This window comes from Streptomyces sp. NBC_01571, from assembly GCF_026339875.1.
In the GTDB taxonomy this organism is placed as follows: Bacteria; Actinomycetota; Actinomycetes; order Streptomycetales; family Streptomycetaceae; genus Streptomyces.
In genome coordinates, this window is sequence record NZ_JAPEPZ010000001.1 from 8,138,039 (window position 1) to 8,154,312 (window position 16,274).

Here is a 16,274-nt window from a genome sequence, read left to right on the forward strand (position 1 = left end):
TGCCGCCCTCACCGGTTCGAGTGCATCTCCTCGCGACGCGACGGTACGCCGTAACTCGTCGCGCTTGCTCGCAGTTGTCGCGATAAGCGGGAATTGTGCAGTGGGTGCGACGAGGGGAACGGACCGTGGGCGGGATCACTCTGGTACAGGACGAACCGGCTGCCGCACCCCCGCAGCCCGCCGTTCTGGAGGTGATCGGCCCCACCGGCCCCGACCGGCTCGGCCCGCGCCAGGTGCGGCTCGTCTTCCTCGGGCTCATGCTCGCGCTGCTGCTCGCCGCGCTGGACCAGATGATCGTCGCCACCGCCCTCCCGAAGATCGTCGGTGAGCTGCACGGTCTGGACAGGATGTCCTGGGCGATCACCGCCTATCTGCTCACCTCCACCATCGGACTCCCGGTCTACGGCAAGGTCGGCGACCTCTTCGGCCGCAAGGGTGTCTTCCAGTTCGCGATCGCGTTCTTCGTCATCGGCTCGGCGCTCGCCGGACGCGCGCAGACCATGGACCAGCTGATCGCCTTCCGGGCGGTCCAGGGCGTCGGCGCGGGCGGCCTCATGATCGGCGTGCAGGCGATCATCGCGGACATCGTGCCGCCCCGGGAACGCGGCCGCTTCATGGGCCTGATCGGCGCCGCGTTCGGCCTCGCCTCGGTCGCCGGGCCCCTGCTGGGCGGCTACTTCACCGATCACCTCTCCTGGCGCTGGTGCTTCTACGTCAACGTGCCCTTCGGCCTGCTGACGCTGGCCGTCGTCACCGTCGTCCTGAAACTGCCGAAGCCCGCCCGCCGGGGACGCGTCGACGTGCTCGGGGTGCTGCTGCTCGCCGCCGCCTCGACCTGCCTCGTCCTGCTGACCAGTTGGGGCGGTACGGAGTACGCCTGGGGTTCCCGGGTGATCCTCGGGCTCGGCGCGGGCGCCCTCGCCACGACCGTCCTGTTCTTCGTCGTCGAGCGCTTCGCCGCCGAACCCCTCATCCCGCCGCGGCTGTTCAGGGACGGTGTCTTCAACATCACCGCGCTGGTCGGCCTGGTGATCGGCGTCGCCCTCTTCGGAGCGGCCAGCTACCTGCCGACGTTCCTGCAGATGGTCGACGGGGCCAGCGCCACCGAGTCGGGGCTGCTCATGCTCCCGATGATGGGCGGCATCGTCGTCGCCTCGGTCGTCTCCGGCCAGCTCATCAGCCGCACCGGCCGCTACAAGGTCTATCCGTTGCTCGGCGGCGCCCTGTCGGCGCTCGGCATGTGGCTGCTCTCCCGGCTGGAGGTCGACACACCCCGGCTGACCTACAGCGTCTGGATGGCCGTCCTCGGCGCCGGTATCGGCATGGTGATGCCCGTGCTGGTCCTCGCCGTCCAGAACTCCGTGCGCCCCGCCGACCTCGGCACCGCGACCAGCGCCAACAACTACTTCCGGCAGATCGGCGGCAGCGTCGGCGCCGCGATCTTCGGCACCCTGTTCGCCAGCCGGCTCGCGGACGCGCTCGCCGAACGCGTCCCGGCGCGGGCCGGCACCGCCCTCCCGGACCCCGAGTCCCTGACCCCGCAACTCGTCCACGCGATGCCCGCACCCGTGCGCGACGCCTACATCGCCGCCTACGCGGACGCCATGCCGCGGATCTTCCTCTACCTCGTGCCGGTGCTCGTCCTCGGCCTGTTCATCGCCTTCTTCCTCAAGGAGAAACCGCTGGTGTCCCACAACGCCCCCACAGCCGACACCGAATCCGTGCCCCTCACCCAGGTCCCCCCGGCCCGCACCACGTACGCCGCCGGGATCCCGGTCTGCGGCACCGTGCAGCACCCCGACGGAACCGTCGTGCCACGCGCCGCGCTCACCCTCATCGACATCGGCGGACAGCAGATCGGACGAGGCGCCAGCGGCGAGGACGGACGGTACGCGCTGTCCACGCCCGGATCGGGGTCGTACGTCCTGATCGCCGCGGCCGGCGGCCACCAGCCGCAGGCCGTCTCCGTGACGGTCGGGGAGCGCCCCGTGGAACTGGACGTCGTGCTCGGCGGCGCCGGCCGCCTGGCCGGGAGCGTGCTGACCGCGGACGGCACCCCGGTGCGCGACGCCACCGTCACGCTGACCAACGTCCACGGCGAGGTGGTGGCCACCACCCGCAGCGGACGTGAAGGAGGCTATGTCATCACCGAGTTGGTCGCGGGCGAGTACACCCTCGCCGGCAGCGCGCCCGCGTTCCGGCCGGCCGCGCTCCCGGTCAGCGTGCAGGCCTCCCGCGAGACCCGCCAGGACGTCGAACTCGCCGGTGGCGCCGTCCTGCGCGGCACCGTACGGGCGGGCGGCGGACGGCCCGTGGAGGACGCGCGCGTGACACTCCTGGACGCCGCGGGCAACGTCGTGGACACCCTCACCACCGGCGCCGACGGCACCTTCCGCTTCGTCGACCTGTCCTCCGGCGAGTACACCGTCATCGCGGCCGGCTACCCGCCGGTGGCCACCGTGCTCCAAGTGGCCGGCGGGGGACGCACGGAGCGCGATCTGCAGCTCGGCCACGAGGACTGACCGGGGCCACCCGCCGCACCGGGGACGGGTGGCGCGCCGAGCGCCCCCCGGAAAGGTCAATTCCCCTGTTGCCGCACATGGCGGCGGGCCGCAGTCGTACGGTGGTGGGTGCGGCACAGATCTTGCCGAGCCGCGGGGAGAGGGGCCTGGGCCATGGAGAGCGGCACTTCGCGTGGCACCGAAGTGAGCACACCCCTCGGCCGCACAGCCGGGAACGGCGTGGCGGAGTACGCCGACGCCGGGCGTGTCCCGCTGGCCGTGGTCGCGGTGGACCGTGACGGCCTCGTGTCCCACTGGAGCACCGGCGCCCGACGTCTGTTCGGCGTGTCCAAGGAGGACGCGGTGGGCCACCCCGCCGTCGACCTGCTCCCCGTCTCCGGTGTGCTCCCGGAGGAGGACGAGACGGCGCCGTACGGGGCGTACGCGGCGTACGACGGGCTCGGCCCCGACCTGGAGTCCTCGATCGACGGACGGCTCTCCTACCCGGCCGCCGGGCGCGCCCGGCTCACGGTGCCCGGCCGGGAGCACGAAGCGGACGACGGCAGCGGCCGTGCCCGTGTCGACGTGTTGTGGTGGGCGTACCCGCTGGTGGGCCCGGGGCGGGAGCGGCTGCTGGTACTGGCCGCCGACGCGGGCGCGATGCGCCACGCCGACGACCGGGTGGCCGTCGAGCGCATAGCACCCGCCTTCGCGCTGCACACCGACTTCCCCGGCGCCGAGGAACTGGCCCGCAGACTGCCGGAGATCCTGCCCAGCATGAGTGTGGACGAAGGCGCCCGCGTCGTCGCGCAGGTCCTCGAACTCGGTTACCCGGTCATGGAGTTCAGTCAGAACGACCGGGTGCCCGTCACCCCGGACTGGGGGGTGCCCCGGCGGATCGGGCGCAAGGCCCGCCGCGAGCGGGCCGCCGGGGCCGCGGCGGCCGGCCTGCCGCTCCCGCGGGACGCACAGGGCGCACGGGACACCGCCGACGCGGAGGACGAGCGCGAGGACCTCGAGTACGTCGCCGTGCGCGAGCGCCTGGAGTTCCTCAACGAGGTCAGCGGACGCATCGGCACCTCCCTCGACCTGGCGCGGACCGTCCTGGAGGTGAGCCGGGCCGTCGTGCCCCGCTTCACGGACGTGGCGGGCACCTATCTGCGCGAACAGGTCGTCGCCGGTGAGGGGTTCCCCGACGGGGTGCCCGACACCACCACCATGTGGCACCGCGTCGCCCTCGAGCACACGGACGAGCCGGGCCGCTGGGACGACGTCGTGCCCGTCGGCGAGGCCATGCCGTTCCCCGCGCACACCCCGTTCTTCCAGTGCATGACCACCGGCGAGCCCGTCCTCGTGCCGCGCATCAGCGAGCGGATGGGCCACATGATCGCCGCGCAGTTCGAGAAGCGCGACATCCGGCCGCTCATCACCGACCGTTCCATGCTGGTCGTGCCCCTGAAGGCCCGCAACGTGGTGCTCGGCTTCATGGTCCTGCTGCGTCACCCGGAGCGTGTCGAGTTCAACGACATGGACCGGGCCACCGGCGCCGAACTCGCCGCCAGGGCCGGGCTCGTGCTCGACAACGCCCGTATGTACACGTACCAGGAGAGCGTCGCCGAGACCCTCCAGGACAGCATGCTGCCGCAGATAGCGCCCCGCATGGCCGGCTGTGACATCGCCACCCGCTATCTGCCCGGCACGCTCCTCGGCCGCGTCGGCGGTGACTGGTTCGACTCGGTGAAGCTGCCCGGCTCCCGTACCGCCCTCGTCGTCGGCGACGTGATGGGACACGGCCTCAACTCGGCAGCGATGATGGGTCAGTTGCGCACCGCCGTGCAGACCATGGCGGCGCTCGACCTGCCGCCCGCCCAACTCCTGCGCAACCTCGACGACCTGGCCCAGCGGCTCGGCGAGCACTACCTCGCGACCTGCCTGTACGCGATCTACGACCCCATCGCCGGCGAGCTGCACATCGCCAACGCGGGCCACATCCCGCCCGTCCTGGTCCGCGCCGAGAACGGCCACAGCGATCTGCTCGACCTGCCGACCGGCGCGCCCATCGGGGTCGGCGGTGTCCCCTTCGAGGCGGTGCGCGTACCGGTGGCGCCCGGCGACCGGCTCGTGATGTGCACCGACGGCCTGGTCGAGGTGCGCGGCGAGGACATCGGTGTCGGCCTCGCCACGCTCTGCGAGTCCGCCGCCCACCCGGCCGCGTCCATGGACGACGCCTGCGACACGATCATCCGGGCCCTCAACACCCGCGGCGGACGCAAGGACGACGTGGCCCTGCTGATGGCCCGGCTCAACGGCATCGAACCCGAGGACATCGCCGAATGGCGGCTCGCGTCCGATCCGGCGGAGGCGGGCCGGGCCCGCGCCGCCGTTCGCGAGCAGCTGCACGACTGGGGGCTGTCCCGGCTGGCCGACCCCGCCGAGCTGATGGCCGGCGAGCTGGTGGCGAACGCCGTACGGCATGCGCACGGCCACCGGGTCGGACTGCGCCTCGTGCGCGGCGACACCCTGCTGTGCGAGGTGGCCGACGACGACCACACCCTGCCGACGCTGCGCAGCGCGGGCCGCGACGACGAGTCCGGACGCGGTCTGCGCGTCGTCAGCACGCTGGCCCGCGAGTGGGGCACGAGCCGCACCAGCGGCGGCAAGACCGTGTGGTTCGAACTGACACTGCCGCGGCGCTGACACACTCCCGCCGCTCCCGTGCACACTCCCGGGCTGAGGGGGCTCCCGGGGGCGCAGGGGGCGCGCGACGGCGTAGACGGACCGAAATGGCCGGTGAAGGAATGCGCCGTACACTTGTCGCCGCACTCCAGGCGCGATAGACCGATCTCGCCCGTCATGCTCGGCGGGCGGCGGCGCTACCTGGGGAGCGGGCATGAGCGTGACAGGTCGGTACAGGGGAGCCTGGGAGGGCTTCTGGCGCGAGGCCCCCGACGAGCAGGGAGCCGTCTTCTGGGATGCGGAGCCCGCCCTGACCGCGGGCGTCCATCTCGCTCTCTTCGAACCGTACGTGACGTTCCACGGGCTGCCTCTCGTCGACCTGGGTTGCGGCAACGGCACCCAGACCCGGTTCCTCGCCGACCGCTTCCCGCACGTCGTCGGCGCCGACCTCTCGGCCGCGGCGCTCGACCACGCCCGCCATGCCGACGCCGCCGGGCAGGCGACGTACCGGCTGCTCGACGCGTCGGAGAAGAGCGAGGTGCAGCACCTGCACGCGGAGCTCGGCGACGCCAACGTCTATGTGCGAGGCGTGCTCCACCAGTGCGAACCGGACGACCGCCAGCCGCTGGTGGACGGCATCGCCACTCTGCTGGGGGAGCGGGGCCGGGTGTTCCTCGTCGAACTCTCCGAGGCCGCCCGCCCCGTCCTGATGGGACTGGCGCAGGGCTCCGACGGCCCTCCCGCGAAGCTGGCACCCGTCTTCCGGCACGGCATCGCCCCCGGCGAGATCTCCGACGAATCCGTCCCCGACCACCTCGGCGCGGCCGGCCTCACCGTCCTCGCGAGCGGTGAACTCCCGCTCGTCACGTCGGAGTACACCGCGCTCGGTACCCGGATCGAGCTGCCCTCGAAGTGGCTGGTGGCGGGCCGTACCGCAGGCTGAGCCGTGGCACGGGTACGGCGTCACCGGCCGGCCGGTGACGCCGTACCCCTCTCAGTGGCCCTGGTCGAAGGCGCGATGGCCTCGGCCGACGGCCTTGCTCGACGGCCTCACGCACGCGCCGCGCCACGGCCCCGCGCAACGATCACCGTCAACGGTGTTCGCTGACGTCGTTCGCCGAGATCGTCGCCAACGGCCTTGTGAGGTTGCCTTGTTCAGTGGCCGGGCCAGCCGTCCATGTGGCGGTGCACCGCCACGGCCGGCTGGTCCGCGGCCTTGGGTGCGTTGGCCACCGCGTCGTGCAGGACTCCGGTGACCTCGGCGGCCAGCGCGTCGACCTTCGTCTTGAGGTCGACGGCCGGGATACCGGAGCGGCTCAGGGCGTCGAGCCTGCGGTGGATGTCGTCGAGCCGGCTCTTCGTCGCACGGTCCAGAGTGATCGGACGGGCGGTGGAGACCACGAACTGGTAGGCACCGGCCAGGGTCTGGCATCCGTCACAGTGCTGGTTCGCCGCGTCGCTGAGGTTCACCGCGTTCAGGTGCGTGTGCTGGCCCGCGAGGGTGACGATCTGGAAGGACAGGGCCACCGACCGGCAGTGCGCGTCGACCGAGCAGCCGACGGAGACCGCGTTGGCCTGGTTGCGGATGCCCGCGGAGGCCACCGTGCCGAACTGCCGAACGGTGAAGGAGTCCTTGACCTGGGTCGGATGGGCCCGGTCGGCGTGGCTGAAGGTGTGGTCCTCGGCGACGGCGGCGTTACGGCCCATGGTGCCCGCCGCGGCCGTGGCGGCCTGAGCCGGTACGGCGGTGGCGATACCGGCCGCGCCGGCCGCGAACAGGCCTATGCGCATGGCCTTCCGGCCGAGGGACTTGCCGACGGGATTCGGCTTTCGATGGGCGTTGGCGTGTGTGCTCACATGGTTCTCCTGTGGTGTCGGTGCAGGGTGCGGCCGGTCACGGTGTGGCCGGGGGCGGTTCGCCGGTCGCGCTCGGGCTGTCGGTCGGGGCGGGCGGATCCGAGGTGGGAGCCGTCGAGGTCGGTGGCTCGGACGGCGACGGCTCGGCGGGTCCCTCGGAAGGACCGGTGGGCGAACCCGCCGGGGCCGAACCCGTCGTGTTCTGGCCTCCGCCGGGCTCGGCCGGCTTCTTGGACGGGCCCGCGCTGGGCGACGCGGAGGCCCCGGCGTCCGCGCTGGGCGAGGCCGAGGCACTCGCCGAGGCGGTGCCCGAGGCGCCGGGGGACGCGGCGCCGGACGCCGGGACCGCTGAGGAGCCGGACGGGGACGCCTGCGGTCCGGGTGCGGACGCGTGCCGGGCGGGCGGCTCCGCCGTGGAGACGCCGGGCTGGAGGATCGGGGCGATCGGCGGCCGCTTGGGCAGCGGCTCGGGCGTCACGCCGGAGACCCACGCGTAGCTCAGCGTGCCCAGGCCGACCAGGGCCAGCGCGCACAGCGCCACTCTCAGCCGCGGCTTGCCGTCGGTCGAGCGCTTGGCCGCGCGGAAGACCCGGCCGCCCATCTTGACCGACAGGTAGACCACACCGGCCATCGGGCACAGCAGCATGAAACAGCCGACCACACCGATCAGCCCCGCGGCGATCTCGCCGTTGACGAAGGCGTCGCCCGTGCCCACGACCTGCGCGCTGAGCGAGCGGACCATCGTGGCGACGATCCGCGGCAGGTTCCACAGCGCGTACCCGAGTTCACCGATCAGCAGCGGCACCATCGTGAGGACCCACGTGGTGATGATGGTGCGGGAGGACTTCTTCAGCCCGACGACCTCGGCACGCGCCGCCTTGCCGCGCCGTCCGGGCACCGTGCTGAGCAGGATCGGTTTGATCTTGCCGTAGAGATCCGGGACGCCGGCCAGGTCGCCGAGGATGTAGTAGCCGTCCAGGCGGACGGCCGGCATCAGCTGCTCCAGGATCTCGAAGTGCCCGAGATACACGGTGGCCAGGAAGAACTGCTGGCCGGTGGCGAAGTACGCGGCCGTCATGCCGAGCATGAAGACGAGGTTGAAGTACACCCCGCCCAGGTCGGTGCGGAGCCGTCCGGCCCGTCCGATCCGGTAGATGTCCGTGACGTCCGTGTACATGGACGGCCAGATCAGGAAGAGCCCGCAGCCGATGCACCCCGGTCGGGCGCCTCCGTATCTGCAGGCCGAGGCGTGACCGAACTCGTGGAAGACGAGCGAGGCCACGGTGAGGCCGAACACGACGAGCATCAGCACCGGCTGGTCGAGGACCTGCAGCACGGGTTCGACCGCGCCGAAGAAGCCGAACAGCCAGACGTCCATGGCCACGGCCGCCGCCAGCATCAGCACGACCACCGTGGGGCGGTGCAGCCAGGCCAGCGAGCGGGCGATCCGGCCCGCCCGGCGCTCGTTGAAGATGATCCGGTGCCCCTTCAGGGCGAGCAGCAGATCGGACCGCGGCGCGGTGATCTCCTCCTCGTCCTGTCCCTCCGGCACCGTGACGCCCAGCGGGTCGAGTTTCTCCTCGACCAGGTAGCGCACGTTCTCCGCGCTGAGTTCCCGCCCGTAACGGGCGCTCACCCGGTGCGAGATGGTCTCGATGTCGTGTACGCCGTCGATCGCGGAGGCGACCAGGTACAGCAGCCGGGACAGCTGCACGACCTGGCCGTCTCCGCGGCGCGCGATGTACTTCGGGTCGGTGAAGCCCGACCCCTGATACTCCCCGTGCAGTTTGAGCCCGGAGCTGAGTCGGGGTACCGGCAGTACCTCGACGCCGAGGCCGACGACCGGCAGCGTCCCCGTGGCGAACTGCTCGTAGGTGACCGGGATTCCTCCCGGCCCCGGCACCGGCGACCCGGTGTCGTACAGCAACGCGGGCCCGTCCCCCAGTGCCGTCATGTGTGGTCCTTCCCCCCCCAAGGGCGGACCGCGCCCGCCCCGGGCGCGGTCCGCCGAACAGCCGTTGCGCGGCGGGTGTTACTGCGAGACGTTGATCGCCTGGCTGGCGCTGGACTCGGCCACCGACCAGCTGGAGTGGTCGTTGAGCGCGGCCGACTCGTTGTGGGCGCTGATGTTGGCTACGTGCTTGGTCACGTTGGTGGTGCGGCCGAAGCTGAACTTCAGGCGTCCGAGGGCCTCGCGACCGGGGAGCAGCTCGGCGGACTCGGACTGCAGCTCGTTCATGTCCATGCTCATGGGATGTCCTTTCGGGACGTGGTTCGTTGATGTGGTCGTGCTGGTGACGCGAAGACGGACGCGGGCGTGGCGTCCGGTACCGCGGAGGTGGGCAGGGACGCATGCGGGCGTCCCGTGCCGGACTACTGCGAGACGTTGATGGCCTGGGCGGCGCTGGACGACGCGGCCGACCAGCTGGAGTGGTCGTTGAGCGCGGCCGACTCGTTGTGGGCGCTGATGTTGGCGACGTGCTTGGTCACGTTGGTGGTGCGGCCGAAGCTGAACTTCAGGCGTCCGAGGGCCTCGCGACCGGGCAGCAGCTCGGCGGACTCGGTGTCGAGTTCACGGTTGTCCATCATGATCAATTCCCCCTCAGGGATAGACATTTCCGATCGAACGAAGGCAGGTTCCCCCCAAACTTCGTCCAATCTTGTCGGACGTTCTGTCCAACGAGATTGGACAGTAGTGGCCCCGGAGCTCGCCGCGCAAGCGGTTCGGGGAAAGACTTCTGGGGCCTGAGCGAAGCCCCACGTAGAATCGATCCCGCTTGGAAGAGTTCCGCCCGGCGGCGAGCAGGAAGTGACCATCGGTGGCCAACGCACTGCAGCAGATCATCAGAGATCGCCTCGACCGTGAGGGCTGGTCCTACGGAGAGGTGGCACGTCGGGGCGGCATTCCGCGCTCCACGGTCCATCACCTGGCGACGGCCGAGCGCGTGGTGCGCATGCCACAGCCCAGCACGCTGGAAGGGTTGTCCAAGGGCCTTGGACTGTCGTTGGACACGGTGCGCCGTGCCGCCGCGGAGGCCTGCGGCATTCACGTGTACGCGGCCGACCCGGCGTCCGCGGTGGTGGACGCGGGTGCCTCGGCCGACCCCGAGGTGGACCTGCTCATCGCGAGCGTCCAGCAGCTCTCCGTCGACGACCGGCGCCATGTCGCCGCGCTCGTGGAATCCCTCCTGGGCCGCGACGCCCACCGGGGCTGACTGTTGCGTGACGCGTGACGCGTGACGCGTGACGCGTGAGGTGGGAGGCGTGACGCGTGAGGTGGGAGGCGTGACGCGTGAGGTGGGAGGCGTGAGGTGGGACGTTTCACGCGGGACGTCCGACGTCCGGCTCGGGGCCGGCGTCGCGTCGGGTGGGCAGGGAGCCGTCAGGGTGCGGGTCCCGGTGCGGCCCGGACGTACTCCCGGCCGCGGTGCGCGTCAGGCTTCGGGGCGGTCGAGGGCGTACGTCGTAGACGTCCGGACGCCCGCTCCGGTTCCCCTTCCCGGGGATCCCGGTAAAAGAATCCAGAACCGCCGAAACCGGCAAGATCCACAGCTAGTCTCTCATTCTGCTCGGGGCACGTGAGCCGCACGACCCCTGTGTCACCCAGGGGGACATGTGCTGTTCGTGCACGGAGGACCCACCACCGCCGTTGTCCGGGGCAGTACCGGCGAGTCCGTCGTCCTGCTCTCCGGTGAACTGCCCGACATACTGACCGAGACCGCGCTCGCCGAACTCCTCGACCTCGCCGCCGCCGTCCTCAGCGAGCAGGAGCTGAAGCTCTTCCGGCGCTGCCTGGACGCCCTGGTGCGAGGTGAGGGCGGGACGCCGCGCCGCATCGAGCTGGACGGCGTCGTCCTGACCGTCTACGAGGACTGATCCCGGCCGCGTTCGCACATCGTGCCGAACCCCGGAACCCCATGGAACCTCGGAACCGGCTCCGGACCCCGGACCGCCCCGACACCGACGTCCCCACCGACGTCCGCCGAAGTGGCCCCCTCCCGCAGTTCCTCGCGGTCGTCGTGAAACCCTGACCGCCGGACGGTCGCGAAGCGTGCGACGGGACCGGTTCGGGCCGCTATGTCCATGCATGGCGTCCTGGCCCGGCGCCGCGTCGCCGCGTAGCGTGACCCGACATGAAGAATGCCGCTGACCTGTGCGAAGAGGGTGTGTCGTGAAGATCCTCATCAGCGCCGACATGGAGGGCGCCACCGGGGTGACCTGGCCTGCCGACGTGCTGCCGGGGACGCCGCAATGGGAGCGCTGCCGCTCGATGTTCACCTCGGACGTGAACGCCGCCGTGCTCGGCTTCCTCGACGGTGGTGCGGACGAGGTGCTGATCAACGAGGCGCACTGGTCCATGCGGAATCTGCTGCTCGAACGACTGGACGAGAGAGCCGAGATGCTCACCGGCCGGCACAAGTCGCTGTCCATGGTGGAGGGCGTGCAGCACGGCGACGTGGACGGGATCGCCTTCGTCGGCTACCACACGGGCGCCGGCATGGAAGGCGTCCTCGCGCACACCTACCTCGCGAACTCGATCACCGGAGTGTGGGTGAACGGCGTACGGGCCAGCGAGGGACTGCTCAACTCGCACGTCGTCGCCGAGTACGGCGTACCCGTCGTCCTCGTCACGGGCGACGACCTGGCCTGCGAGGACGCGCTCGGATACGCGCCGGAGGCGCTCAAGGTCGCCGTCAAGGACCATGTGTCGCGGTACGCGGCGGTGTGCCGTACGCCGTCCCGGACCGCCGCCGACATCCGGGCCGCCGCCAAGGAGGCGGCAGCGCTGGCCGTACGGCACGAACCGGTGGTGGGCGGCCCGTTCACGGTGGCGCTCGAGTTCGACGCGGAGCACCTGTCGATGGCGGCCACCGTCGTGCCGGGCGTGGAACGCACCGGAGAGCGCAGAGTGGCCTACACCAGCGACACCATGTACGAGGGAATCCGCACCTTCAAGGCGGTCACCACGATCGTCTCGGCTGCGGTGGAGGAGCAGTATGGCTGACGAACAGGCACTGGACGAGGTCGTACGGTTCACCTCCGACCTCATCCGCATCGACACCACGAACCGGGGCGGCGGCGACTGCCGGGAACGGCCGGCCGCTGAGTACGCGGCCGCGCTGCTGGCCGAGACGGGCCTGGAACCCGTCCTGCTGGAACGCACCAAGGGCCGTACGAACGTCGTCGCGCGGCTGGAGGGCACCGATCCCTCCGCCGACGCGCTGCTCGTCCACGGTCACCTCGACGTGGTGCCCGCGCAGGCCGAGGACTGGAGCGTGCACCCGTTCTCCGGGGAGATCCGCGACGGCGTCGTCTGGGGGCGCGGCGCGGTCGACATGAAGAACATGGACGCGATGATCCTCGCGGTCGTACGCGGCTGGGCGCGCCTCGGTGTGCGCCCCCGGCGCGACCTCGTGATCGCGTTCACCGCCGACGAGGAGGCGAGCGCGGAGGACGGCTCCGGGTTCCTCGCCGACCGGCATCCGGAGCTGTTCGAGGGCTGTACCGAGGGCATCAGTGAGTCCGGGGCGTTCACCTTCCACGACGGCAGCGGCCGGGAGCTCTACCCGATCGCGGCGGGGGAGCGCGGCACCGGGTGGCTCAAGCTCACGGCACGCGGGCGCGCGGGCCACGGCTCCAAGGTGAACCGGAACAACGCCGTGACCCACCTGGCGGCCGCGATCGCCAGGATCGGCGCGCACGAGTGGCCCATCAGGCTCACGCCGACCGTCCGCGCGGCCCTCACCGAACTCGCCGCGCTCTACGGGATCGACGCGGACCTCGACGATCTCGGCGACGTGGACGAACTGCTGCGCAAGCTCGGTCCCGCCGCCGCGCTCGTCGAGGCCACCGTGCGCAACAGCGCCAACCCGACCATGCTCAGCGCCGGTTACAAGGTCAACGTGATCCCCGGGGAAGCGGTCGCGTACGTGGACGGCCGCCATCTCGCGGGCACCGAGGACGAGTTCCGTGCCACCCTCGACCATCTGACGGGACCGGACGTGGAGTGGGAGTTCCACCACCGCGAGGTCGCCCTGCAGGCGCCGCTGGATTCGGTGACGTACCGTCGGATGCGGGCGGCGATCGAGGAGTTCGCGCCCGAGGGGCACGTGGTGCCGTACTGCATGTCCGGCGGCACGGACGCCAAGCAGTTCTCGCGCCTCGGCATCACCGGTTACGGATTCGCGCCGCTGAAACTGCCCGAGGGTCTCGACTACCAGGCACTCTTCCACGGTGTCGACGAACGCGTCCCCGTCGAGGCACTGCACTTCGGCGTCCGCGTTCTCGACCGCTTTCTGCGCACGGCCTGAGGGGGACGGAATGCGGACACTGTCATACGGATCATGGCCCTCGCCCATCGACGCGGCGCTCGCCGCGGCACACGACGGGCACCCCGAGTTCGCCGGGTTCGTCGGCGACGAGGCCTGGTGGACCGAACCCCGGCCCACCGAGGGCGGCCGGCGTACCCTCGTGCGGCGTCGCGCCGACGGCACGCAGGAGTCGGTACTGCCCGCCCCGTGGAACGTCCGCAGCCGCGTCATCGAGTACGGCGGACATCCCTGGGCGGGAGAGATGCGCCCCGAGGGGCCGTTCGTGGTGTTCGTGAACTTCGCCGACCAGCGGCTGTACGCGTACGAGCCGGGCGCCGAGCCCCGTCCCCTCACGCCCGTGTCCCGTGTCGGCGGCGGACTGCGCTGGGTGGACCCGCAGTTGCACCCCGAACGGGGTGAGGTCTGGTGCGTGATGGAGGAGTTCACCGGCGACGGGCCGACCGACGTACGACGGGTCGCCGCCGCGGTGCCGCTCGACGGATCGGCCGCACAGGACCGGGGCGCCGTACGCGAACTCACCGACGCACGCCACCGGTTCGTCACCGGACCACGGCTGTCTCCCGACGGCGGCCAGGCGGCCTGGCTCGCCTGGGACCACCCGCGGATGCCCTGGGACGGCACGGAACTCGTCCTCGCGGACGTCACCGAGGACGGCACCCTGCACGCCCCGCGGGTGGTCGCGGGCGGACCCGAGGAGTCGATCGCTCAGGCGGACTGGGCCGCCGACGGCGCCCTGCTGTACGCCGGGGACCGCACCGGCTGGTGGAACCTGTACCGGCTCGGACGGGAGACGCCCGTCTGCACCCGGGAGGAGGAGTTCGGCGGCCCGCTGTGGAAGATCGGGTACCGCTGGTTCGCGCCACTGCCGAGCGGGCTCGTGGCCGTCGTGCACGGACGGGGCGCCACCGCGCTCGGGATACTGGACCCGGAGACCGGCGAGGTCGTGGATGCGGCCGGCCCCTGGACCGAGTTCACGCCGACTCTCGCCGTGCACGGCAGCCGCGTCCTGGGCGTCGGGGCCAGCCCGCGCAGCGCCTACGAGGTCGTCGAGCTGGACTTCCGTACCGGACGTGCCCGGGTGGTCGGCGCCGCCCACGACGACCCGGTGGACCCCACGTACTACCCGGAGCCGCAGATCCGGACCTTCACCGGCCCCGCCGGCCGGGAGATCCACGCCCACGTGTATCCACCGCACCACCCCGATCACGTGGCCCCCGCCGACGAGCTGCCGCCCTACGTCGTCTGGGCGCACGGCGGCCCCACCGGCCGGGCCCCCCTCGTCCTCGACCTGGAGATCGCCTACTTCACCTCGCGCGGCATCGGTGTCGCCGAGGTCAACTACGGCGGTTCGGCGGGACACGGCAGGGAGTACCGCAACCGGCTGCGCGAGCAGTGGGGCGTCGTCGACGTCGAGGACTGCGCTGCCGTCGCCCTCGCCCTCGCGGAGGAGGGCACCGCCGACCGGCGACGGCTCGCCATCCGCGGCGGCAGCGCGGGCGGCTGGACCACCGCCGCGTCCCTCACGGCCACCGACGTCTACGCCTGCGGCACGATCCTGTACCCGATCCTCGACCTCACCAGCTGGGGTTCGGGGGAGACCCACGACTTCGAGTCCCAGTACCTGGAGTCGCTGATCGGTCCGCTCGCCGAGGTGCCGGGCCGCTACGTGGAGCGTTCACCCGCCGAGCACGCCGACCGGATCACCGCGCCCTTCCTGCTCCTCCAGGGACTCGACGACGTCATCTGTCCGCCCGCGCAGTGCGAGCGGTTCCTGTCCAGGATCGAGGGGCGCCGCGTCCCGCACGCCTACATCGCCTTCGAGGGCGAGGGGCACGGATTCCGCCGGGCCGACACCATGGTGCGCGCACTGGAGTCCGAACTCTCCCTGTACGCACAGGTCTTCGGTCTGAACCCGCCCGGCATTCCCACCCTGGAGCTCCTGAAGTGAAGTCCCTGACCCGTCCCGACCGCCTCGCACCCGGGGCCCGCGTCGCCGTCGTCTCGCCGAGCGGTCCCGTGCCCGAGGAACGGCTGGAGGCGGGCCTCGACCTGCTGCGCGGCTGGGACCTCGATCCCGTGGTGGCCCCCCATGTCCTGGACCGGCACGCCGAGTTCAACTACCTCGCGGGCGCCGACGCCGACCGCGCCGCCGACTTCCAGGCCGCGTGGTGCGACCCCGAGGTGTCCGCGGTGTTCTGCGCCCGCGGCGGCTACGGCGCGCAGCGCATGGTCGACCTCCTCGACTGGGACGCGATCCGCTCCGCGGGCCCCAAGGTGTTCCTCGGCTTCAGCGACATCACCGCACTGCACGAGGCGTTCGCGACCCGCGTCGGGCTGGTCACCCTGCACGGACCGATGGTCGCGGCCCTCGACTTCCTGAAGAACGCGCGGACGCAGGAGCACCTGCGGGCGACGCTCTTCGAACCGGAGACCGTGCGAACCCTCACGTCCGGCACGTCCGAGACGGGGGGCGCGCTGGTGTCGGGGCGGGCCCGGGGTGTCACCCTCGGCGGCTGCGTCAGCCTGCTCGCCGCCGACCTCGGCACTCCGCACGCCCGAGCCTCCGCCGAGGGCGGCCTGCTGCTGATCGAGGACATCGGCGAGGAGGCCTACCGGCTGGACCGGATCCTCACCCAGCTCCTGCGGGCCGGATGGCTCGACCGGGTCGCCGGGATCGCGCTCGGTTCGTGGGTGGACTGCGGCCCCTACGAGAGCCTGCGGGCCGTCTTCGCCGACCGGCTGGGCGGCCTCGGGGTGCCGGTCGTCGAGGACTTCGGATTCGGCCACTGCGAAGGGGCCCTCACGATTCCGTTCGGGGTCGGGGCGGAACTGGACGCGGACGCGGGGACGCTGACGCTGGACGAGCCCGCACTCGCGTAGATCCTGTCGTCGCCCGTCGCCCGTCGCC

General features: G+C 71.7%; 13 protein-coding genes. 9 read left to right on the forward strand and 4 right to left on the reverse strand.

Features of this window, described 5'->3' with window-relative positions; genetic code table 11:
• Positions 1 to 125: 125 nt before the first annotated feature.
• The 3 genes from OHB41_RS36675 to OHB41_RS36685 all read left to right on the forward strand — a co-directional run bounded on the left by OHB41_RS36675 (position 126) and on the right by OHB41_RS36685 (position 6,120).
• A complete protein-coding gene (locus tag OHB41_RS36675; protein WP_526025004.1) occupies positions 126 to 2,522 on the forward strand; it encodes an MFS transporter in 2,397 nt (798 codons plus the stop codon).
• Between the two features lie 153 nt (positions 2,523 to 2,675).
• Positions 2,676 to 5,198: an ATP-binding SpoIIE family protein phosphatase gene (locus tag OHB41_RS36680; protein WP_266703321.1), complete on the forward strand. Its 2,523-nt coding sequence runs from the start codon at positions 2,676 to 2,678 to the stop codon at positions 5,196 to 5,198.
• Between the two features lie 193 nt (positions 5,199 to 5,391).
• Positions 5,392 to 6,120 carry a class I SAM-dependent methyltransferase gene (locus OHB41_RS36685; RefSeq protein ID WP_266703323.1) on the forward strand — a complete coding sequence of 243 codons (729 nt, stop codon included), beginning with the start codon at positions 5,392 to 5,394 and terminating at the stop codon, positions 6,118 to 6,120.
• Positions 6,121 to 6,332: 212 nt separating this feature from the next.
• Here the strand turns inward: OHB41_RS36685 and OHB41_RS36690 are convergent, their stop codons facing one another.
• The 4 genes from OHB41_RS36690 to OHB41_RS36705 all read right to left on the reverse strand — a co-directional run bounded on the left by OHB41_RS36690 (position 6,333) and on the right by OHB41_RS36705 (position 9,623).
• Positions 6,333 to 7,034: a hypothetical protein gene (locus OHB41_RS36690; RefSeq protein WP_266703352.1), complete on the reverse strand. Its 702-nt coding sequence runs from the start codon at positions 7,032 to 7,034 to the stop codon at positions 6,333 to 6,335.
• A gap of 37 nt (positions 7,035 to 7,071) precedes the next feature.
• Positions 7,072 to 8,988 carry a hypothetical protein gene (locus OHB41_RS36695; protein WP_266703354.1) on the reverse strand — a complete coding sequence of 639 codons (1,917 nt, stop codon included), beginning with the start codon at positions 8,986 to 8,988 and terminating at the stop codon, positions 7,072 to 7,074.
• 78 nt (positions 8,989 to 9,066) lie between these two features.
• Positions 9,067 to 9,285 (reverse strand): hypothetical protein, encoded by a 219-nt coding sequence (locus OHB41_RS36700; protein ID WP_148013015.1) that lies wholly within the window; start codon positions 9,283 to 9,285, stop codon positions 9,067 to 9,069.
• A 122-nt stretch (positions 9,286 to 9,407) separates the two neighbouring features.
• The gene (locus OHB41_RS36705) at positions 9,408 to 9,623 is read right to left on the reverse strand and encodes a hypothetical protein (RefSeq protein ID WP_266703358.1); all 216 of its coding nucleotides are present in this window, start codon (positions 9,621 to 9,623) and stop codon (positions 9,408 to 9,410) included.
• 230 nt (positions 9,624 to 9,853) lie between these two features.
• On the opposite strand from OHB41_RS36705, the gene OHB41_RS36710 reads away from it, so the two are divergent.
• The 6 genes from OHB41_RS36710 to OHB41_RS36735 all read left to right on the forward strand — a co-directional run bounded on the left by OHB41_RS36710 (position 9,854) and on the right by OHB41_RS36735 (position 16,246).
• Complete coding sequence (locus tag OHB41_RS36710; RefSeq protein ID WP_266703360.1) at positions 9,854 to 10,249, forward strand: helix-turn-helix domain-containing protein; 396 nt, start codon at positions 9,854 to 9,856, stop codon at positions 10,247 to 10,249.
• 400 nt (positions 10,250 to 10,649) lie between these two features.
• A complete protein-coding gene (locus OHB41_RS36715; protein ID WP_228120474.1) occupies positions 10,650 to 10,910 on the forward strand; it encodes a hypothetical protein in 261 nt (86 codons plus the stop codon).
• 295 nt (positions 10,911 to 11,205) lie between these two features.
• Complete coding sequence (locus OHB41_RS36720; RefSeq protein WP_266703369.1) at positions 11,206 to 12,039, forward strand: M55 family metallopeptidase; 834 nt, start codon at positions 11,206 to 11,208, stop codon at positions 12,037 to 12,039.
• Complete coding sequence (locus OHB41_RS36725; protein ID WP_266703371.1) at positions 12,032 to 13,345, forward strand: M20/M25/M40 family metallo-hydrolase; 1,314 nt, start codon at positions 12,032 to 12,034, stop codon at positions 13,343 to 13,345. Before OHB41_RS36720 ends, OHB41_RS36725 begins: the two co-directional genes overlap by 8 nt.
• Before the next feature lie 10 nt (positions 13,346 to 13,355).
• Complete coding sequence (locus tag OHB41_RS36730) at positions 13,356 to 15,314, forward strand: prolyl oligopeptidase family serine peptidase (RefSeq protein ID WP_266703373.1); 1,959 nt, start codon at positions 13,356 to 13,358, stop codon at positions 15,312 to 15,314.
• Positions 15,311 to 16,246 (forward strand): S66 peptidase family protein, encoded by a 936-nt coding sequence (locus tag OHB41_RS36735; protein WP_266703375.1) that lies wholly within the window; start codon positions 15,311 to 15,313, stop codon positions 16,244 to 16,246. The genes OHB41_RS36730 and OHB41_RS36735 overlap by 4 nt, the downstream gene beginning before the upstream one ends.
• Positions 16,247 to 16,274 lie beyond the last annotated feature (28 nt).